Below are 20,595 nucleotides of genomic sequence, written 5' to 3'. Positions count from 1 at the left end.
TTACAACGTTGATTATATCAAGTTTTTTAGTTCTATTTTTGTTTACATTTTACCTATATCTAAGTGAGGTGTTTGCAATGGATCGTTCTAATTTCTATCTCAAAAAATTTATGGAAAGCCAAGATCCGATCGAACAGCAATTCTACTTAGATCGGATGGCAGAAGAACAACAACGTTTTAGTCAGACACCTAATTTCAATTATCCCGTTACTAATGCCAATTATGCTAACTCCGCTCACCTTGGACCTGGTGCGCTCATCGTGTTTGGTCTACTACTTTTAGTCCCAGTCCTCTTTTTTGTCTACAGTATTATTTTAAATACTCATCCCGAAGTCAGATCAGTCGATGATTTTATCGAATTAGTCGAAGTCAGTTTCAAAGATACAGTCAATGGCACGCAGACTAAAACAGAAGCTCAAAAGCGCTATGAGCTCCAAAATAATAACAGCACCACCCCTTCTAGCCAAGATCCACTTGCACACTAAAATTTTTCTAAAAATAAAGGAGGCTTCTTATGGATAACCAAGCGCAATATATCATGGCGATCGATCAAGGAACGACGAGTTCACGGGCGATCATCTTTGATCATGCTGGTAACCACGTTGGTACGAGTCAAAAAGAATTCACGCAATATTTCCCTGAAGCTGGCTGGGTCGAACACGATGCCAACGAGATCTGGAACTCAGTCCAATCAGTGATCGCCGGGGCCTTTATCGAATCAGGAGTCAAGCCCCACCAGATCGCAGGGATCGGGATCACCAACCAGCGGGAAACGACAGTCGTCTGGGAAAAAGAAACTGGACTTCCGATCTACCATGCGATCGTTTGGCAATCGCGCCAATCAGCTGCGATCGCAGATCAATTAAAAGAAGCTGGCTATGCCGATCTCATTCACCAAAAAACAGGCTTGATCATCGATTCTTACTTTTCAGCAACTAAGATCCGCTGGATCCTTGATCACGTTGCCGGAGCACAAGAACGTGCCGAAAAAGGTGAATTGCTTTTTGGAACGATCGACAGTTGGCTCGTCTATAAGCTAACAGACGGCAAAGTCCATGTGACCGACTATTCAAACGCTAGTCGTACGATGCTCTTTAATATCAATACGCTCACTTGGGACCAAGAGATCTTAGAGCTCTTGAACATCCCGGCCCAAATGTTACCAAAGGTCGTCTCTAATTCAGAGATCTACGGGTTGACAAAAACTTATCATTTCTTTGGCTCAAAAGTCCCGATCGCGGGAATGGCAGGCGATCAACAAGCTGCTCTCTTTGGACAGATCGCTTTTGAACCTGGGATGGTCAAAAATACTTACGGAACTGGTTCATTTATCGTGATGAATACTGGAACAAAGCCCAAGCTTTCTCAAAATAACTTACTGACAACGATCGCTTATGGGATCAACGGTGAGATCAACTACGCCCTTGAAGGCTCTGTTTTTGTGGCTGGTTCTTCGATCCAGTGGTTGCGCGATGGCTTAAAACTCATCGAAAAAGCAAGTGACTCAGAAGCCTTAGCTCTAGCCTCACAAAATGATGATGAAGTTTACCTAGTTCCTGCTTTTGTCGGTCTGGGAGCGCCGTATTGGGATCAAGAAGCTCGGGGCGCGATCTTTGGATTGACACGAGGGACGACTGAAAAAGATCTCGTCAAAGCCACCTTACAAGGGATCGCTTATCAAGTTCGTGATATTTTAGAAGCGATGGCAGATGATACTCAGATCAAGATCCCTGTTTTAAAAGTCGATGGAGGCGCAACTAATAATAACTACCTCATGCAATTCCAAGCTGACATTTTAAATATTCCCGTGCAACGCACAGGTGATCTAGAAACGACTGCTTTAGGCGCCGCCTTTCTCGCTGGCTTAGCCGTTGGGTATTGGAAAGACTTAAATGAGCTCAAACAAGTCACCTCTGAAGGGCGGCGTTTTGAAGTTTTGATGGATCAAAAACAACGAGACAGATTATATGCCGGTTGGAAAAAAGCAGTCCAGGCAACCCGTTTATTTGAGTAGACTAAGGAGGGATACACTTGCTAAATTCACGAAAAGAGACCATCCAAAAACTGAAAGCACACCCTAACGACTTTGATGTGATCGTTATCGGTGGCGGTGCAACTGGCTTAGGTGTAGCTGTCGACGCAGCTTCTCGGGGTTATAAAACAGTATTAGTCGAACAAAACGATTTTGCTAAATCAACTTCGAGTCGTTCGACTAAGCTCGTCCACGGTGGCGTTCGTTACCTAGCTCAAGGCGATATTCGTTTAGTTCGTGAGGCCTTACATGAACGCGGACGTCTGGCCCAAAACGCCCCGCACCTTGTCAAAGAACAAAAATTCATCATCGCTAACTACCGCCTCTTTGACCAACCATTTTATGGCATCGGGATGAAAGTTTACGACGCTTTAGCTGGAAAATTAAATATCGGCCACTCAAAAAGCTATTCTAAAGCTCAAGTCATCCAAGCGATCCCCCAGATCAAACAAGATAAGCTCATCGGGGGTGTCATGTACTACGACGGTCAATTCGACGATTCACGATTAGCGATCAACTTGATGCAAACTGCAACTGAATACGGAGCTCTAGTGCTCAACTACGCTAAAGTGACTAAGTTGCATAAAAAATTTGCTAAAGTAAATGGTGTCACAGTTCAAGATGAACTATCTAGTGAGACTTTTGATCTTTATGGAAAAGCGATCATCAATGCTACCGGGATCTTTGTCGATCAGATCTTAACGATGGATGTCAAAGAACATAAACCTTCTGTTCGTCCTTCACAAGGAGTCCACTTGATCGTTGATGGATCTTTCTTAGGCGGAACAGATGCGATCATGATCCCTAAAACGTCTGACGGACGCGTGTTGTTTTGTGTACCTTGGCATAACAAAGTCATCTTAGGCACGACCGATACTCCTTTGACTGAGTTTGTGCTCGAACCGCGTCCATTAGAAGAAGAGATCGACTTTATCTTAGAGACGGCTGGTAAATATTTGACTCGAAAACCGACAAGAAAAGATGTCTTGACGGCCTATGCTGGGTTACGTCCGTTAGCTGCACCTAAAGAAGGTGATGGCGATAAAACAAAAGAGATCTCCCGAAGCCACAAACTCTTTAGCTCTGAGTCAGGTCTGATCACGATCACAGGTGGAAAATGGACGACTTACCGCCAAATGGCAGAAGAAACAGTCGATCTTGCGATAAAAGTTGCTGATCTTCCTGAAAGACCTTGTCAGACAAAAACATTACCGATCCATGGTGCTAAGCAAACGACTGAAGCCGAGCGCAAAGATTGGATGTACGTTTATGGCAGTGATCAAGAACAGATCTTAGAACTTCAACAAAACGATCCAAGCCTCGCTGGACGACTCCATCCAAAGTATGAATTCACCGGCGCTCAAGTTGTCTGGGCCGTGCGTGCTGAAATGGCGCAAACATTAGACGATGTCTTAGCTAGACGGATCAGAGCTCTCTTCTTAGATGCTCGTGTTGCTAAAGAGATGGCGCCAAAAGTCGCACACATCATGGCAAAAGAGCTGAAAAAAGACGAAGAATGGGAAAAAGCCCAGATCCAAAGTTTTAACGAGCTGGCTGATGGTTATATTTTAGAATAAGTAGGCAGAGGCTGTGACATAAGTCTACAAAATAAAGCTGGATGTATGGAAACCTTCGTGTTTCATATATCCAGCTTTTGAATTATAATCAAAGAAAAAAGGTAGCCACGCCCGGCTACCTCACAATTACCCTCGAAAGGATAACATAAAATGATACACAGTCATTATAACATTAATCAGACTATTTTGAACATCTCTTTAGAATATATTCCTGAAAAAAATCATCCAGCTCTCTACATCAATGAACTTGTTGAAAGTTTAGAACTCAAGTATAACTATCAATTTGGACGCCCTCGTGAATATGATCTAGCTGCTATGCTAAAGCTCACTTTACTTGCTTATAGCTATGGTATCTTTAGTAGTCGAAAAATTGAGAGATTTGCTCGCGAAAATAAGCCTGCTGGTTGGTTGATCGCTGATCAAGTCCCTTCTTATCGAACTATTTGTCGTTTTCGGATCTCTGATGAGTTAGCTACCTTAACACAAGAGAGTTTAACTAAATTGACAGCTTTTCTAAAAAAACATAATCTGATTGATGACATTTCTTTCATTGACGGTACGAAGATCCTTGCGGATGCTAATAAGTATTCTTTTGTCTGGAAGAAAAATGTCGTTCGTTTTGATGAGCTCAATCGTCAAAAAGTTGTTGAACTTTTAGGCGAGCTCCACGAAGCTAAAGTTATCGGAAAGATCCCCAAAGGATCTGACCTGACTTTGGAAGCATTAGATGTAATAATTGCCAAGTTTGAAGATTATCTAGTTGCTTTAGATCAAAAAGTCGAAGAAACTAGACAAGTATCGCCGAACCCTGCGAAACAAGAACGTCGAAAATTAAAGGCAACCTACAAAAAACTATTAACGCGTAAAGAAAAAATGCAAAATCACCAAAAACAAAAAGACATCCTTAGAGAACGAAATAGTTACTCTAAAACTGACCATGATGCTACTTTTATGCGTGTAAAAGAAGATCCAATGTTAAACGGACAACTAAAACCTGCTTATAATCTTCAAATTGCTACTAGTAACCAGTTTATTACCGGGTATAAGTTATTTGCTAATCCAACTGATACAAGAACGCTTCCTACTTTTATTGACCATTTGAATGACAATGGCGTACTTGGTTCAACTATCGTTGCTGATGCTGGGTATGGTTCTGAGAGTAATTATCGTTTTTGTGACGATAATTACGGTGATCGCACCGTTTTGATCCCTTATGGGACAATGCTCAAAGAGAATAGTCGCAAATGGAAAACTGATGATCATAAAATCATGAATTGGTCTTATAATGAAAAAGATGACTATTATTTAGACCTTAACGGTGTTAGATTCAATTTTTCAAACTATTCTAAAAGAACTGATAAGTATGGATTTACTAGAGATTTTAAAGTATATACTGCTGAAAAATTTGATGATGATCATTTGATAGATCCCCGAGCCTTAACTAAAAGTGGACACGTAAGGAAGATCATGGTCAATAATGCCTGGGAATATTTTAAAGCACAACAACGAGCTTTACTTTCATCTTCTAATACTGGATCAATCTATGCACGGCGCAAAATTGATGTTGAACCTGTTTTTGGAAGATTGAAGGCTTCTTTGGGATTCAACCGATTCTCAGTTAGGGGGAGCGAAAGAGTCGAAAAGGAAATGGGCATTGTAGTTTTGGCAATGAATATCAACAAATTAGTCACAGTAGTGACCAAGATAAACAAAATACGTAAAGAAAAAGTATCTCAGAAATCAAATTTTCGATTTCTGAGATACTTTTCTCTTATAGAGACTACTTATGTCACAGCCTCTTTTTGCTTACATATATCAAATACGCAAAAATAGCTCTTTTTTATTCTTAAATTTCTGTTAATAAAAGTTGATACATATAAACAACTTAAGATAAAATTAAGAATATATATTTATATAAAGGAGTTATTTTTAGTATGGACAGTTTTTTAGCCCTTATTTTTTTAGCCAGCATTTTTTCTAGCTGGTATTTTTGGAGAAAAAAGCCTAATAAACGTTTTCTTTCTGGAAGTATCGCCGTTTTGATCCTCTCATTTTTACTCATCGGCGCGCTACCTCAAAAAACAGAAAAAACGACTACGAACCAAGCAAAAACAAGCAAGTCAGTCAAAAAAGAGCGCGCTAAAGCTTCTTCTAAACGTGAGTCAGAAGAAAGCGCCAAAGCTAAAAGTGAATCTGAAAAAGAGGCTTCACTCGCTAAGGCCAAAAGCGAAAGCGAAGCACGAGCAAGTTCTGAAGCCAGTGCTCGAAAAGAGTCTGAAAAACAAGAAAGTGAACGTCTTGCTAGCGAAAGTCTAGCCAAAGCTGCCAGCGAAAGCAGTGCTAAAGAAGCTAGCGAACAAGCAGCTAGCCAAGCACAAGCCCAAAGTGAGAACCAAACCGTTGCACAAGCACCTGCGCAAAATAACGATAACACTGGGACTGCACCTACTAATCCAAATCCACCAGTCAATAATGGTGATCTCAATACAGCAGATGCTAATGCCCAGGGTGTGATCGTCGGTAATTCACGAAGCAAGATCTATCATGTACCAGGTCAGCGCGGCTACCGCATGAATTCTGAAAATGCGGTCTACTTCAACTCCGAAGCTGAAGCTCAAGCAGCCGGTTACCGTAAATCATTGCGTTAAGCTCCCAAAAGCCAGTTGGATCAGAGTCCAACTGGCTTTTTACGTCTGCTCTAAATTTTTTAGATAAAGAAATAAGCCCTCAACTGCGTATCGCTGAATTAGTATTTGTACTTTGAGTTTATGTTTCAGTAAGATCTAATTTTTCAAAGCAGCTGCCTTTTATTGCAATTGAGAAAAAACTTCTTAGCTTAGCCATAGTCAAATTTTTTCAAAATCAAGCTAAAGTCCGTCCCACAAAGCCATTTGCTTGTTGCAGTTTAACGCTCCCTTCTTTGGCTGAACAATTCGTTAAGAGCATCACGATCGCTAATTTTACATTTTGGCCTGCCAAACGTAAAGTCTTTTCGGCTACTTCATACGTACAATCGGTAGCTTGCATGATGATCCGCTTGCTTCGCTCAACTAATTTTTCATTGGTCGGTCGAACATCGACCATCAAGTTGTGATAAACTTTACCGATCCCGATCATCGCGATCGTCGAGATCATATTTAAGATCAGCTTTTGCGCAGTCCCAGCTTTCAATCGGGTAGAACCAGTCAAAAATTCAGGACCACAATCGACTTCGATCGCATGTTCTGCGTAACGTGAGAGTTTGGCATCTAGATTGCATGCTAAACTAGCGGTTTTAGTGCCTAAGTCATGTGCGTATTTTAGACCACTGATGACATACGGCGTCCGCCCACTGGCTGAGATCCCTAAAACAAGATCGTTAGCGGTCAAGCTAAGTTGAGCGAGATCTTTTTGCGCTAATTTTTCATCATCTTCAGCCCCTGTGACTGCCTGTGTCAAAGCATTAGCTCCGCCTGCGATCAAACCGACGACTTGGGTCTCAGGAACACCAAATGTCGGCACACATTCGGCTGCATCAAATACGCCTAAACGCCCACTTGTCCCAGCACCTAAATAGATCAAGCGCCCACCTGCTTCAAAAGAACTGATCACTTCTCTGATCACTGGTTCGATCTTTGGAAGTACTTTGTTGACTGCAAGCGCAACTTTTTGATCTTCAAAATTCATCTGCTGCAGTGCTTCTAAAATGCTCAGTTTATCCAACCCAGATGTTGCTTTATTTCTCTTTTCAGTAGTCAAATTCATTAGATCGATCATCGTTTATCCTCCATTAGTTCAAATTTTTTATATTTTGTTTGCGCTTTCATTGTATATTTTGTAGAATTTTATTTCAAATAAAAGGGAAGCGCCTTTGGATAAATGAAATAAATTTTCCCCTTTCTTAAATTCTGGGACTAAATTGCGTGTTGTGAACAATTTAAGGTAAAATAGTCTTTTATTATCAGCTAAGGAGTCCTAATAGATAATGCTATTAAGTTTTTTTATTATAATTGCGATCATTTTTTGGATGAGCGTCTCTATGTTTTGGATCTTTTCACCTAATGAGATCACCCGTAGCCTGTTGATCTTGACTAGTATCATTACGCTTTTTCTGCTGATCTGTGGCAACCATGTTCCAACAGCACCACAGCGACAAAACATAGTCAAAAACTCTCAAGTAAGTACAGAAGTTGAAAGTGAACCGTCAGAAAGTTTTGAAACTGATATATCTGAAGTTGAAAGTTCAACATCGAGTAGCTCTGAGGAAATTTCAACAAGTGGGACTGCTACTAGCCTTCAAAGTAGTTTTATTCCTGAGACAAGCTCTTCTGCCACTTCTGTTGAGCAAAACTCTACTTCAGCGAGCTCTGACACACGCCCTGAAAATGATGCATGCTCTAGTTATTCGTATGCCTATCAACCGCCACATGCCGTAAATAGTGGGCAAACTGTTTATGTCAATTCGTCGATCTCCGGGCGCTATCATTTAGACCCTAACTGTCGTGGTTTAAATCGATATGGTGGTGGAACTGCCATGTCACTTGAAGAGGCTAAAGCTCAAGGATATGTGGCCGAGTGTACTTACGAACGCTATGGAAGCTGATGAGCAAAAAGCAACTTACCCGGGAAATATCCCGGTAAGTTGCTTTTTTGATGGAAAAATTTAGGCTCATGGATAAGAACTCTAACAGATCGATCAATAATATAACTATCTTATTTTTCTTTATAAACTAGATAATTTCCATCTGCAAAACACTTACTAGGGTCACTACGACACATTTTTTCGAAATTCGCATGTCCTTCATCCGTTGTTAGTTCTGTCTCAATAATGTATAGATCCCCATCAGTCGTTTCAAAGAGCCGATATCCAAAATGAGTGTCAATCATTGTGTAAACGTCATTACCGTCCATGATCAGTTTTTCAATAATTGGCGGAACATCTTTAGGAGCAGGGATCTCTTGCCCCTGAGCCATAAAACGACCTCTTTTTCGTGTTTCTTCAGTCTGCTCTGCTAACTCTGACTGATCGTTTGTTTGTTCTTCGCTAGCTGTTTCACTCTCATTTGAATCTGCATTATCTGGTTTGAGCTCATTAGCGCTACTCTCTTCACTACTTTTATCTTTTATTTTTTTCTCGACTTGTTTTTTTTGCTTTCTCTACTTTTTCCTGTCGTACCTCTTGGTGGCTTTTCTCAATTTTATTTCTATTACACGCTGCGAGTACTAAAACAAGAGATACTAAAATCAACACACTTCTAAGAGGTCTCATTTTATCCACAGTAATACTTTGTGACTACGAAAACTTCGCATACCGATTAAAAACACCTACCCCTTATACATGTATAATATAAATACGTTAAATTTTTTAACTCTATAAAATATCACTGTAAAAATTAAACCCATAATAATTTTCGCTATTCAAAAAATATTAGATATTTCCTCTTCATCCATATATTTTTCATCTCATATATCTTTGTGACTACCCCCTATTGAAATATGGTTATCCGTTCTTATAATCAATAATTACTTTATTCAGGTTATCTAATAAGGGCTTAAAATTAGTAAAATCAATATTTTCATAATTTTTTGACACATATTGTGCTAATATTTCCTTACCGTAATATTCGTTCCCGCCACTCCTATTAAATGATTTTCCATCAATTTTATGTCCTAAAGTTTGAGGAGAAAAAAGACTTTCTATATCAGTTTCTTCTAACGAATTAACTAGCGGAGTAACAATCATATAGAGATTACCGATAATTCTAAGTCTCTGCTTATCTTTTAATTCTGAAAGTGCACCTCTTATCTTTATATAGTTAATAAAATTTTTCGCTGGCTTTTTATTATTTGCTATTTCATTATCAAATACGAATATAACGGGATTTAACGGCTTAGAATTATATTTTTTCTGAAAATAATCTAGATAATTTGGATAACATGGATTTTTATTCGAAAAAAAGTTATATAAATTTTTCATTGAGTCTGCACCATCTTGAGGTATATTCAAAAAATATTTTATCCTAGGAATCTCTTTATTATTTTTACTCTTTTTAAAAAAAGACACTTTAAATTTATAATCGTTACCAATCTTTTCTACAAGATCTGGATAACTTTGATATAAATTTTTTAACGCTGCTTTAATATAGAGTATATCTGTTTTTCCCTCTGTAACTACTATAGGTTTATCATTCCCATAAAAATATTTATAATATAGAAACTTTTGATACTCTCGTTCACGAGCATTTAACTTTCCAAAAATTTCCTTATTTTGATATTTAGACCGTAAAAGTAATTTTTGATAATTCAACATATTATTTGTTATTGACTGTTCTAATTCTAGAGAATTATTCCACCTATCAATTTGATTTATAAACGCAAATCGTCCCTCTAGCTGATTAATTGATCCTTTTTTCCCGTCAATACTAAATTCATTATTTGAATATAAATTATTAGCCATGGCCCGTGTATTTTTGTAGAATTCCCGTGGTACATTTAATTTTTTATTTACTACTAGTCCTGTTACTTTTTGTCGGGAATCTCTAAACTGTAATCTCGTTTTTTTATTATTTATCTTAAAACCTGCCTTACAAATTTCGCGAGTTAATTTACTTAAAAACACTTGCTCATTTAATAAAAATTTCTGATCATTTGTTGAAAAACATAGATCATCTGCATATCTTGTGTAATTTAGGTTGAATTTTTTAGATAATTTTAAAATTCTAAGGTCCATTATTTTACATATTAAATTTGTAATTATTGGAGAACTAGGTGCTCCTTGTGGCAAAACTCCCTTATAACATGTAAGTTGTGCAATAACAGTTGCAACTTTTCTAGGAACCTTAAAAGTATTATCTTTTTCAAAGAAACCTCTTACTCTTCCAAAATGAAAACTAGTAAAAAAGTCTTCTAAATCTACATTCAAGACAAATTTTTTATTTCTATGAACTTTTGCATTAGTAATAATACTCTTATTTTTTTCAAAGGCATGTGCTATTTTTAAAGATTTTTCGCTTTGATCATTACAACTACGCCGTAATAAAATAGCATTTACCAATCTTTTTTGTACATTTTTCAATTCTTTATTGGGAGCATTAATTACTCTAGGCTCACCATTTCTCTTCTCAATAACAAACGTACTATAGCAATTATCAATTCCCTTTCCATATAGTAGATACGTTGCAAGTTGTTTTGATATCCCTAACTGTTCAAAGAAATCATCTCTATTTTTAACACCTTCGAAAACGCTCACAATAATTCCTCCTAAAAAACATGCGACTACTCATTATGCCACCAATATAGTTTACATTTATACAGTAACCGATAATTGGCATGACCCATATGATTAATTCTTCTCTTACGGTCGATATGAATGAGGCAAATCATCCCCCATTTTAATCAATACTTGCGAACGCACAAGTCCAAAATCTAGTCGCATGTTAAGACACAATTCTATCATTTATATCATTATTTTTCAATAACTATTAAATTTGATTGTTCTATATAGGTAAACATACTTATCGTATTCTCTCCATACTTTTATTCCAACATTAAAGAATCATATAATATCTTCGCACTATGAATTACTAAACCACAGTAAAAAGCCATGGACATTACATCTATGACTTAAAATAATTATTTTTCTGTCAACATATAGTATCGATCAGCATCAACTGGTGTAGCTAACTTTAGATCCATTGAAACAATTGGATCTTCCTTACCGTCTTTGCGCTTTGAAAATTCTTGTTTCAAGGAGCCCTTCATAATTTCACATGGCCCTAGATAAATAAATGATGTACCCTCATCATCTGATTTTTTCACAAACATATCCATCGCTAAAGCTGGTTTACCTTCATCGACACCTCGATAGAGATTTTGAATTTCAGTTCCTTCAATTCGACGCTTATTTTTAGAATACATATGCATTACACTTGGATTCTTAAAGTAATCTCCGTATTGGATCGTTTCACTAATATTCTCGCTCTTATGGTATGTGATAAAGATCGGACAAGTATTGTGCTCTTTATCGATAAAGTAGCCCCCAATATTTTGCCCCGGAACACGTTTTTTAAAATTCAAAAGGCGGCAGACGTCTTTGCGTTCATACCGTTTTCCAATCGTAAATTGCTTGCTTGGATCGTATTGTTCTGCCTTAAGCAATCCAGTTCTAATAGCATCTTCAAATAACACTTTAAAGTCATTATTTTGTAGTTCTACTTGCAGTGGTTTACTTAACTGATAACCTATTGCATCACGTGAAATTAAAGCAGTGTCACCGTAGCTAACTTTATTCGGCTTAGATTTATCATCAAAAAAGGCCAACGTTAAAATGCGATCAACAGACTCTAAAACAGCCTCATCTATATAACAACCTGCTTCTTTTAAAATCTCGTTATATTGCTCCAATGTTACTGTGCCGCAAAGAAGTGCATTTAGCAACAGCAATTCATGTTTACGCAAGCCATTGCTAAGCTCAACTGTCACAAAAGAAAGTAACTGTTCTCGGAAAGACGTTAAAGTAAATTCTTTTTCGTCCATCGCTAACAAAAAGGCGTTGTACTGCTTGTATTTACTTGCAATTACACTTTGATCGATCGAATCTCGTTGCAAATCACACATTAAAGGAATACGTCCTAGTTTATTTTTGACGTTCATATACTCGTCATGTAGTTTCTTTTTCAAAGTTAAGTTTGATTGACTGATTGATTTATAAATACGCTCTTTAGCAATCTTTGTAAAATTGATCATAGAAGTTCCATAGATTGGTTCTAAATCAACCGAATCACGTGCACTATCTTTACTATGCGTCTTATCCCCTGTTAAAGCAATTGGAATTAAGTAGTTGTTTTTATAGTTTCCGATAAAATCAATGATTGTGACGTATTCTTTATCTTTAAATTTACGTAGACCACGTCCCAATTGTTGTATAAAAACAATACTTGATTCTGTATTACGCAACATTACAACTTGGTTGACACAAGGAATATCAATTCCCTCGTTAAAGATATCTACAGTAACAATATAATCAATTTCACCACGTTCGAGTTGTAAAACTATCTCATCGCGACGAGCAATGCTATCTTCACCCGTCAAGGCTACCGATCGATAACCTCGTTGAGTTAGCAATTCTGCCAGAGCTTTAGCTTCCTCTTTACGACTACAAAATATTAAGCCATGCAATTTGTCACCAGAGTAACCATAATATTTAGTCTGCCTAATTATGTAGTTAACGCGCTCTTCACTTGTTAAACGCGTTAATTCTGTCGCGTCATCAATAACTTCACCGTTAATTTCGTAGTCTTCTACCCCATAGTAGTGGAATGGACATAACATATTTTCTTCTAAAGCATCCTGCAATCGAATTTCATACGCAATATCATAGTTGAATAATTTATAAACATTAAAATTATCGGTTCGTTCTGGCGTTGCCGTCATTCCTAAGCAAAATTTAGGTGTAAAATATTCAAAAACGCGTTGATGCATTGCTGCACCTAAGTGATGAGCCTCATCAAATAAAATATAGTCAAAATCAGCTTTAGAAAATTGAGCTAGATTTTCAGGTTTAGACAGCGTTTGAACCGTTGCAAAAACATATTTTTTATTCAAGCCATCTCGACTATTTCCACTATAAATGCCATAGTCACTTGAACTTCCACCAATCACTTTTACAAAGCTTTCTAACGACTTTTGTAAAATTTGTTCTCGATGTGCAACAAATAAAAAGCGTTTTGGTTGAAAATTTCTAACATCAAAAGCACCTAAGTAAGTTTTTCCAGTGCCTGTTGCAGAAATAATTAGTCCTTTTTGCTTACCGCTTTGACGCAATTCGGTTAATTGATCAAGAGCAGCTTTTTGCATTTTATTGGGAACTATTTGCTCATTTACTTGGTATGCTTCAGGATCTTCAGATAAATCAGCTGGAACTAGCTTAGGCCGATTTTTTTCATAAAGTTTCTCATATTCTTCAATCCATGCTTCCGTTAATGGTTGACTTTTCCGCCACTCATTCTCAATTTGCTCGCTAATATTTTTTGTGATTTCCGCATTATCTAGCGAAGTTACTCGCAAATTCCACTCAAAATTTTTCAAAATAGCTCCCTCAGTGAGGTTAGAGCTACCAATAATTGCGGAATTATAACCACTTGCATAGGAAAACATGTAACCTTTAGCGTGAAATGGCAGTGGTTGAGTTGTTTGGTGATCTTTACCTGTATAAATACGGACCTCTATATTAGGGATATTCGCTAACATCTTAAAAACTTTTGGTTGATTGAACCAAAGATATGTTGAAGTCAAAATTCGTCCTTTGATTCCTTTTTTAGCTAGATCTTGAAAAACAGTCGAAAATCCTGACAAACCAGCCTCTGTAATGAAAGCAACTGCAAATGTGAAATCACTACATGTCTGCAATTCATTTTTTAGAATCCGATAAACATTAGTATTATCTGATTCGTTTGCAACTAAAGCAGCTGAGAGGCCACCTACTGCAGCATATTTATCCCGATCAACAAAATTATTAAGTACCGTATTTGAAATATTTTCAATTAGCTGACTATTCAAAATTAATACTCCTTAAATCAACTTTCTCGATCGCTTTTTCTACTGGAATATCAGCTGGGGCCCAAGTAAGTTTTGCTAGCTCATCAACTGTATGCCATTTAACTTCACTATGTGCTACTAGATCAAAATTATTTGTTAGTAATTTTGCATAAAATACCGTGAGCTCTACAATTCCAAAATCGTATTCATATTCCACCGTTTCAGTAACTTGTGGCCCTACTAAAATTTCGTCTTTAAATTCTTCTTCTAGCTCACGTTTCAATGCTTGTTGTGGTGTTTCTCCTGGCTCGATCTTTCCACCTGGAAATTCCCATAGATCACCTAAAACGCGATCTGAGTTGCGTTTTGTTGTCAATACTTTGTTACCATCGATGATCGCTGCACCGACTACTTTGATATGTTTTATTGGCATTTTCTACACCTCAAAATCACTTTAATTATAATACCTCTCAACTCTAGTATAAATATAATACATATATCCTAATTTTGCCAAATTCATTTGGCTCTTTGTCAATCACTGTGTAAAGTTAAAAATTTTTAGAAGTTCCATGTAGATGGTCTAAGCTATCTTCATGGAACTTCTCTAAAATTATTTAACTACAATTCATCCATTCCCATATCGATGAAGTATTGGTACGTTTCATCAAGTATTTCATCTCTTGGGATAAATATAATCATTTCTTTACGTGCTCTAGTTAGTAGAACTCTGTAGTTATTTTCAACAATAGTATCTATATCTTTGTATTTTACTTGTTGTTTATTACGCTGATACCCTCTAGTTATCCACTTATTACCATATCGAATATAATCACCACTAAATACAACAATCGGGCAATCAAGTTCCAGTCCTTGGTTGCCATAAACTGAACATGCCTTGGTTAACTCTTTACAACCACCATTAAACCACGAACCATACTCCCCCACAGAAACGGCATTGGGTCCATTAAAACCAATATTCCATCCCGGGAGCGCTTTACTAATAATGTTTTGCTCAGCAAAGTTAGATACCAACATCCCATACTTCCATTCTGGATGATCTTTATCAATCTCTACTGCTCGCTCCTGAATCTTGGAAAAATCACGAGTCACACAAAATCTCATTGACGTTTGTTGTAATTTTTCAAATTCTGACTTAGCTTTTGGCAAATTAGTGTGAGTATAGCAAATAGTTTCCTCTACCCATTTACTACAATCAATAAAATCCGCTCTCAAAGATGTCGGAAGAAGCAGATCATTATCAACAAACTTTCTTTCCCCAGTTACCTGAATCTTATCAGCTAACTCCTCAGAAGCTAGTACAATCCAATCGCCATGTTTATTAAGCGCATCTTCCCATAATGAAAGTCCTGCCTCTTCTCCAGTATAAATTACTTGTCCATTGCCATATAACCCAATCAGTACCGCGTATCCTCTCCTATTATAAATTTTTTCACCAACTTCAAATAGACCTTCTGGCTCAGTGAATCCTCTTCTTAGTTTTTCTGCATCCCATGCTCTTTGCGCCTCATCAAAAATAAGAATAGATTGCTCAGGGGCTGCTACTTTGGGATAAAAGAAGGTTGCTTTAAATTCTTTCATACCTTGTATTGCATTCTCACCCATATGTCTATTATTTCCAACCTGATTAATTTGATATTGAAGAACTTCTATAAGTGGGCCGTTTCCAGAAAGATATACTGCATTAGCTTTTCCATTTCTATTTGCTTCATATACTACGCTCTGAGCAACCGCAGTCTTTCCAGCACCTGGTACACCATTTATCAAAATAAGTAATTTTTTATTTTTCTTCCTTGCACCGCTAATATACCAAAGTACCTTCTTAAGACAATTTTTATTAGCATCTGAAATATATGGAATCCTTCCTTCAAGATACATTATTTCAATCGCCTTAAGCATATCAGGCATTTCACTCTTAGAAGAGGAAAGCCATTCTTCACTAAATTGGCATGGCCATTCTCCTTTAAGTTCATGCTCTATGGTACTGCAAAAATTATCAGCTGTAAGAATATCTATTCCTCTCAATTCGCCAGGTTTAGCATCTCTATGCGTACACACGAGATAGCTTTTAACTTCTAACTTTTTATCTATCGTCACCTTATGATGATTCATAAGCCATTCTTTGTATCTAATAGCCTGAGCTACATCATCTTTATTGTTATCAACTTGAGGAGCAGGTTTTCGTTTGAATTCTAAAGAAATTACTTTTTTATCAGTAAGTAAAAATACATCTGGCCTCTCATGAACTGTTCCTGGAAGACTATATTCAAAGACTAGTTCAAATTCTTTAGCAGCCATATTCAGATCTGACAGTGTACGTGCGATAAATTTAAAACAGTCCATCCATACAGATTCCTGACTTTGGCTTACAGAATTACCTGTACGTGATGAGTTATCCTCACTCATTACATCATTAACACTGTCCCTAAGAGTTTTTACCCATATTTTCAATTGTCTCTGATCAGCAGATATAATATCTCTTATCTTTACTTTTAAAGCATACTCCTTCGAGAAGTTACTCGCGTTAAAATCCTTTACTTGTTCAATACCACATATTTCTTTTGCAACAGCCAATGTTTCAGCATTATACGGTCCATGCCACAGTCCTCGCCCCGGATCCCACCTGAATTTAACACTTTTCATCTTATTTCTTGTAGCTTCATCTGGAATAATACCATTAAAATTTATTTCAACTCTATTTCCTGCTGTTACGGTATACGTCGCCACTTCAAGCCCTCCATCCCCTGTTTATCTAGATATACATTTTTAGGTATATGCAAAATTTTTGCGCAAAAAAAGGACATCAGATGCCCTCCTGTTATCCAATTAATTCACCACAAGCAATAACGGAGTGTGACATTTATGTCCTGTAATTATTTTATCTTAAAAATGTTAGATATTAAAGGGAAAATTCTAGGCATTTGGCATTAATAGTTGTATGATCCCCTATCAGAAAATACAACCTACATCTAGCGGAAAAATCATTTAAAGCGTCCGGCAGCTCGATTTTTCCGCTATTTATTTTATATTTTTTAGTGGAGATTTAAGATATGGACACCCCAGCTAACAAACTCAATTTTGGAAATTTATCAGATAATTATGTTCCCAAATTTTATAGACATTTTGATGCCCCGCTAAGCCAAAAAAGAATTCAATATCTTTTAAATATTCTTTCATCAGGTAAAATTTATCGCCATTATCCATTCATAAATTACAATATTAAATTTACGTAGTTTGTAAAATTAAGTTAGAAAAATAAAAAGCCATTTGTGATAGACTTTTGAGTATCGACAAACAAAAGTAAAGGAAAATCACAAATGACCTATAATCGTCTTACCATAAGCGAACTGTCCTGCATACAAAATTTTTGGAATCAAGGTGTTAAAGCCTATATTGTAGCTAAAAACTTAAAACGTAGTGCTGAAACTATTTATCGAGTATTTCGTTTCTTAGATGCTGGATATTCGATCTCTGAATACTATGAAAACTATCGGGCTAATAAATCTAGAGCCGGCCGTAAACCCATTGTATTACCTAGTGATGAGCTTGAGTACATCAAGGAAAAAGTTAGTCTAGGTTGGACTCCTGATACGATCATCGGACGTAATGAAAAACATATCAGTTGCTCAATGCGTACGCTTTATCGCATCTTCAAGCGCTCTAACGTTCTAGATGTGACCTTGCTTCCAATGAAAGGAAAAAGACATCCAAATGGTTACGTTGAACGCCGTGGAAAAGCTGGACGACTAGGTCGGTCCCTTTCAGAGCGGCATCAGGACTATCCCAACTACCATAATGAATTTGGACATCTTGAAGCTGATACGATCCAAGGTAAAAACCACCATGGTGCAGTAATGACATTAGTTGAACGGAAGTCTAAGGCTGTCATCATTTTGAGTACACGCCATAAGACGGATAAAGCTATCTTTGAGAAACTTGATGCTTTACTTTCTGTTGCTCCTAAAGGACTCTTTAAATCGATCACTTTTGATAATGGTAAGGAATTTTCTAAGTGGAAAGATATTTTTAATAAGCATGATATCAGTACTTACTTTGCTGATGTAGGTGCTCCTAACCAACGCGCACTAAATGAACATACGAATGGATTACTTAGGAAAGATGGACTAGGAAAAGATATGGACCTCAGTGATTTCCCCACTGACTATGTCCAACAAGTAGCTAGCTATAGAAACAATATTCCACGTAAAAGTTTAAACTATAGAACCCCACTAGAAGTATTCATAAAGTATATTACGAATGAGTAAGTAGTTTTTTTCTAACTTGATTTGACAATTCAGGCCCTAAGAAAAAGCCCTCAATATACTCATTTTTTTCAACTTCTTTAGTATAATATTAGCTAAGTTGAAGAAAATTTACTGTTCTATATCTTTTTGCGTCATTTTTAATCTCACCTTAGTTTTTTTACCTTTGTTCAGATACCTTTTCTATTCCAGATCTCCATATTTCCTTATTTACTAATTCCCTATTTTTCAAGTAAAAAGATATAGCCTAGTTTAGTAAAGATTATTATTCTTCCAATTACTATCTCTATACTTTTACTAAAGCTGAAAAAGATCCAGTTGTCTGATAAGAAATATCGTGGTAGTAAATAAGATGCTAACGCTCTAGAACTAATATATTTAAGGTATTTGTATGTTTTACCCAAACACCGTATACTATCAATGATCGTGAATATTATATATCCACATCATCCCTTTTTGACAGCAATTCATCACTCACAGATAGAACTGACGAAATTTACTGATTTATCTCCACAGATGTGTTCCATAAAGATAGTTCATATTCGATCCTGGAAAATACACAAGAAGTCCTGTGAAAAATTTACTCTTCACACAACGGCGGCTAACAAAGAGCCTAAAAACATTTTAATGTATACTAATCATATAGTATCATATCTCGATAATAACTTTTTAGTCTTAGAAGTAATTTTATATTATCAAAAAATGATGTGATGGTTACAAATATTGATATGATAGCTCTAGTTTAGACAATTGTTCCAATTTTATGAGTTCTTTCGTTGTGAATTAACGGTATTTTTATAACATAATTATGGTTTAGCCAATCGAACTTTTTATTGTCAGGAGGGGCTAGTTATGTCTAAGAAGGCCTTGGAATTGGACGATATTATCATCTTTATTGAACACTTACCATTCGTTCAATTCAAAAATATTGCTAAACGCTATTTAATCGCTCAATACAAAGACTTTTCTAGTGAGTTAAAAATTAACCATTACTACGTTTGATCGAATTAGGAGTGAATTCTAGCTGTCCTAATTTTAATTATCTTAATATTGTTAAAAAACTGGACTAAAAATAATATCCAACAGTTCAAGTGGAAGGAGTGTGGAAGGAGATTTACTCGTTTTACAGATACCATCTTAGAGAAGACACGCCGGCATTGGGAGACTTGGACTAATGTTCTTGAAATGACGATTAACAGTTTCTCATCATTAACGTGCTGACTAATGACTATGGTTGCGATGGAATTGATTCCAAAAACGTTTGGATGTAACAATTAAAATTAATCCATGTCCTAACAACAATGCCTGTACCAAAGCTAACCGGTGTTGTTCAAGTTGATGAAACCTTTATCTGTGAAAGACAAAAAGAGAGCCGTGAATTAACATCAACTCTTGACAAAGAGATTGAACGTAAACCAAGATATGCCAGAAATCCCTCTAAATTCGGTGTGGTGAATAGCAAGTTTGCTACAGTAGTTACAACTATAGATAATCATAGTTATCGTACTTGTAAGGTATCTAATCTTGAAAAACTCTTTCCTGAGCTATTCTTTGATTTGTTTGATAACTACTTTGCCAATATCTCTTTTCTTTGTAGTGATACAGATAATATTTATGAAGATTACTATCAATTGAGGAATATCCCAACCGTCTAACTACTTAAAATTTATTACGGATAATTGATATATTATTCAAGCTACCATTGAATTAGCGAAAATAATCAACAAGAAAATTACAGAACATCTCTATTATGAAGAAACGATTGAACGAATAACAATTAGAGGTGACTTACTGTTGAATACTTTTTCTGAATTGAAATATCAGAATGCATTATCACTTGGTCGTGTTAATGCATTACACAACGAGATTAAGCAGTATATTTATGGCCAATGCTTCTACTAAATATTTACAGTACTACATCAGTTTCTTCACGTATATACATAATTGGAGAGTCCACAATGGTTACTTTCCAACTTCTCAAACAGATGTCGGAAATATCTTTATTGAGATTTTGAAAACAAAGAAAAACCTCACTTCAAACGAAGTAAGGCAAAAAGAATTGGAGTAACTACTAAAACCAAGTTCATGTTATTTGGAAATCTTAAAAGAAGAAGCAGATATGGCTAGAAAAGCAATTAAACATCCCTATTTCAAGTTCAATGAAAAGATGCGGTACTGGGAATACATCTTA

Annotated in this window: 15 protein-coding genes; 9 read left to right on the top strand and 6 right to left on the bottom strand. The window is 36.5% G+C overall.

All coding sequences use genetic code 11. The features are described 5' to 3' along the window. Nucleotides 1-77 precede the first annotated feature (77 nt). The 5 genes from QFX10_RS06035 to QFX10_RS06015 all read left to right on the top strand — a co-directional run bounded on the left by QFX10_RS06035 (nucleotide 78) and on the right by QFX10_RS06015 (nucleotide 6,257). Nucleotides 78-485, top strand: a complete 408-nt coding sequence (locus QFX10_RS06035) for a hypothetical protein (RefSeq protein WP_280605373.1) — start codon at nucleotides 78-80, stop codon at nucleotides 483-485. 29 nt (nucleotides 486-514) lie between these two features. Further along, nucleotides 515-2,014: a glycerol kinase GlpK gene (gene glpK, locus QFX10_RS06030; RefSeq protein WP_280605372.1), complete on the top strand. Its 1,500-nt coding sequence runs from the start codon at nucleotides 515-517 to the stop codon at nucleotides 2,012-2,014. Nucleotides 2,015-2,031: 17 nt separating this feature from the next. After that, nucleotides 2,032-3,609, top strand: coding sequence for a glycerol-3-phosphate dehydrogenase/oxidase (locus QFX10_RS06025; RefSeq protein WP_280605371.1), 1,578 nt, complete (start codon nucleotides 2,032-2,034; stop codon nucleotides 3,607-3,609). 153 nt (nucleotides 3,610-3,762) lie between these two features. Further along, the gene (locus QFX10_RS06020; RefSeq protein WP_280607239.1) at nucleotides 3,763-5,442 is read left to right on the top strand and encodes an IS1182 family transposase; all 1,680 of its coding nucleotides are present in this window, start codon (nucleotides 3,763-3,765) and stop codon (nucleotides 5,440-5,442) included. Nucleotides 5,443-5,543: 101 nt separating this feature from the next. Next, nucleotides 5,544-6,257 (top strand): sunset domain-containing protein, encoded by a 714-nt coding sequence (locus tag QFX10_RS06015; RefSeq protein WP_280605370.1) that lies wholly within the window; start codon nucleotides 5,544-5,546, stop codon nucleotides 6,255-6,257. A gap of 214 nt (nucleotides 6,258-6,471) precedes the next feature. On the opposite strand, the gene murQ is transcribed toward QFX10_RS06015, so the two are convergent. Continuing rightward, the gene (murQ, locus tag QFX10_RS06010) at nucleotides 6,472-7,365 is read right to left on the bottom strand and encodes an N-acetylmuramic acid 6-phosphate etherase (protein WP_280605369.1); all 894 of its coding nucleotides are present in this window, start codon (nucleotides 7,363-7,365) and stop codon (nucleotides 6,472-6,474) included. Between the two features lie 262 nt (nucleotides 7,366-7,627). Between murQ and QFX10_RS06005 the strand changes: the two genes are divergently transcribed. Further along, the gene (locus tag QFX10_RS06005; RefSeq protein WP_280605368.1) at nucleotides 7,628-8,191 is read left to right on the top strand and encodes a hypothetical protein; all 564 of its coding nucleotides are present in this window, start codon (nucleotides 7,628-7,630) and stop codon (nucleotides 8,189-8,191) included. A gap of 110 nt (nucleotides 8,192-8,301) precedes the next feature. Here the strand turns inward: QFX10_RS06005 and QFX10_RS06000 are convergent, their stop codons facing one another. The 5 genes from QFX10_RS06000 to QFX10_RS05980 form a co-directional block, all read right to left on the bottom strand. Continuing rightward, nucleotides 8,302-8,562 carry a hypothetical protein gene (locus QFX10_RS06000; protein ID WP_280605367.1) on the bottom strand — a complete coding sequence of 87 codons (261 nt, stop codon included), beginning with the start codon at nucleotides 8,560-8,562 and terminating at the stop codon, nucleotides 8,302-8,304. A 526-nt stretch (nucleotides 8,563-9,088) separates the two neighbouring features. Beyond that, nucleotides 9,089-10,837 carry a retron Ec67 family RNA-directed DNA polymerase/endonuclease gene (locus tag QFX10_RS05995; RefSeq protein ID WP_280605366.1) on the bottom strand — a complete coding sequence of 583 codons (1,749 nt, stop codon included), beginning with the start codon at nucleotides 10,835-10,837 and terminating at the stop codon, nucleotides 9,089-9,091. A gap of 383 nt (nucleotides 10,838-11,220) precedes the next feature. Then, a complete protein-coding gene (locus QFX10_RS05990; protein WP_280605365.1) occupies nucleotides 11,221-14,145 on the bottom strand; it encodes a DUF3427 domain-containing protein in 2,925 nt (974 codons plus the stop codon). Continuing rightward, nucleotides 14,138-14,557, bottom strand: coding sequence for a (deoxy)nucleoside triphosphate pyrophosphohydrolase (locus tag QFX10_RS05985; protein ID WP_280605364.1), 420 nt, complete (start codon nucleotides 14,555-14,557; stop codon nucleotides 14,138-14,140). Before QFX10_RS05985 ends, QFX10_RS05990 begins: the two co-directional genes overlap by 8 nt. Nucleotides 14,558-14,742: 185 nt before the next feature. After that, nucleotides 14,743-16,869, bottom strand: coding sequence for a DNA/RNA helicase domain-containing protein (locus tag QFX10_RS05980; RefSeq protein WP_280605363.1), 2,127 nt, complete (start codon nucleotides 16,867-16,869; stop codon nucleotides 14,743-14,745). Nucleotides 16,870-17,459: 590 nt separating this feature from the next. Between QFX10_RS05980 and QFX10_RS05975 the strand changes: the two genes are divergently transcribed. The 3 genes from QFX10_RS05975 to QFX10_RS05965 all read left to right on the top strand — a co-directional run bounded on the left by QFX10_RS05975 (nucleotide 17,460) and on the right by QFX10_RS05965 (nucleotide 20,059). Further along, nucleotides 17,460-18,407, top strand: a complete 948-nt coding sequence (locus QFX10_RS05975) for an IS30 family transposase (RefSeq protein WP_280605362.1) — start codon at nucleotides 17,460-17,462, stop codon at nucleotides 18,405-18,407. Between the two features lie 849 nt (nucleotides 18,408-19,256). Further along, nucleotides 19,257-19,406 carry a hypothetical protein gene (locus QFX10_RS05970; protein WP_280605361.1) on the top strand — a complete coding sequence of 50 codons (150 nt, stop codon included), beginning with the start codon at nucleotides 19,257-19,259 and terminating at the stop codon, nucleotides 19,404-19,406. 299 nt (nucleotides 19,407-19,705) lie between these two features. Next, on the top strand, nucleotides 19,706-20,059 hold the full coding sequence (locus tag QFX10_RS05965; protein WP_280605360.1) for a hypothetical protein: 354 nt from the start codon (nucleotides 19,706-19,708) through the stop codon (nucleotides 20,057-20,059). The last annotated feature ends 536 nt before the right edge of the window (nucleotides 20,060-20,595 follow it).

Origin of the sequence: Ligilactobacillus faecis (assembly GCF_029889745.1) — a bacterium.
Classification (GTDB): domain Bacteria; phylum Bacillota; class Bacilli; order Lactobacillales; family Lactobacillaceae; genus Ligilactobacillus; species Ligilactobacillus faecis.
Note: the sequence above shows the minus strand (reverse complement) of the source record. Positions and strands in the feature narration are given on the sequence as shown.

Coding starts and splice junctions, on each gene's coding strand:
- QFX10_RS06035 (WP_280605373.1), top strand. CDS start 78: ATGGATCGTTCTAATTTCTATCTCAAAAAATTTATGGAAAGCCAAGAT.
- glpK (WP_280605372.1), top strand. CDS start 515: ATGGATAACCAAGCGCAATATATCATGGCGATCGATCAAGGAACGACG.
- QFX10_RS06015 (WP_280605370.1), top strand. CDS start 5,544: ATGGACAGTTTTTTAGCCCTTATTTTTTTAGCCAGCATTTTTTCTAGC.
- murQ (WP_280605369.1), bottom strand. CDS start 7,365: ATGATCGATCTAATGAATTTGACTACTGAAAAGAGAAATAAAGCAACA.
- QFX10_RS06005 (WP_280605368.1), top strand. CDS start 7,628: ATGTTTTGGATCTTTTCACCTAATGAGATCACCCGTAGCCTGTTGATC.
- QFX10_RS06000 (WP_280605367.1), bottom strand. CDS start 8,562: ATGGCTCAGGGGCAAGAGATCCCTGCTCCTAAAGATGTTCCGCCAATT.
- QFX10_RS05985 (WP_280605364.1), bottom strand. CDS start 14,557: ATGCCAATAAAACATATCAAAGTAGTCGGTGCAGCGATCATCGATGGT.
- QFX10_RS05975 (WP_280605362.1), top strand. CDS start 17,460: ATGACCTATAATCGTCTTACCATAAGCGAACTGTCCTGCATACAAAAT.
- QFX10_RS05970 (WP_280605361.1), top strand. CDS start 19,257: ATGTCTAAGAAGGCCTTGGAATTGGACGATATTATCATCTTTATTGAA.
- QFX10_RS05965 (WP_280605360.1), top strand. CDS start 19,706: ATGCCTGTACCAAAGCTAACCGGTGTTGTTCAAGTTGATGAAACCTTT.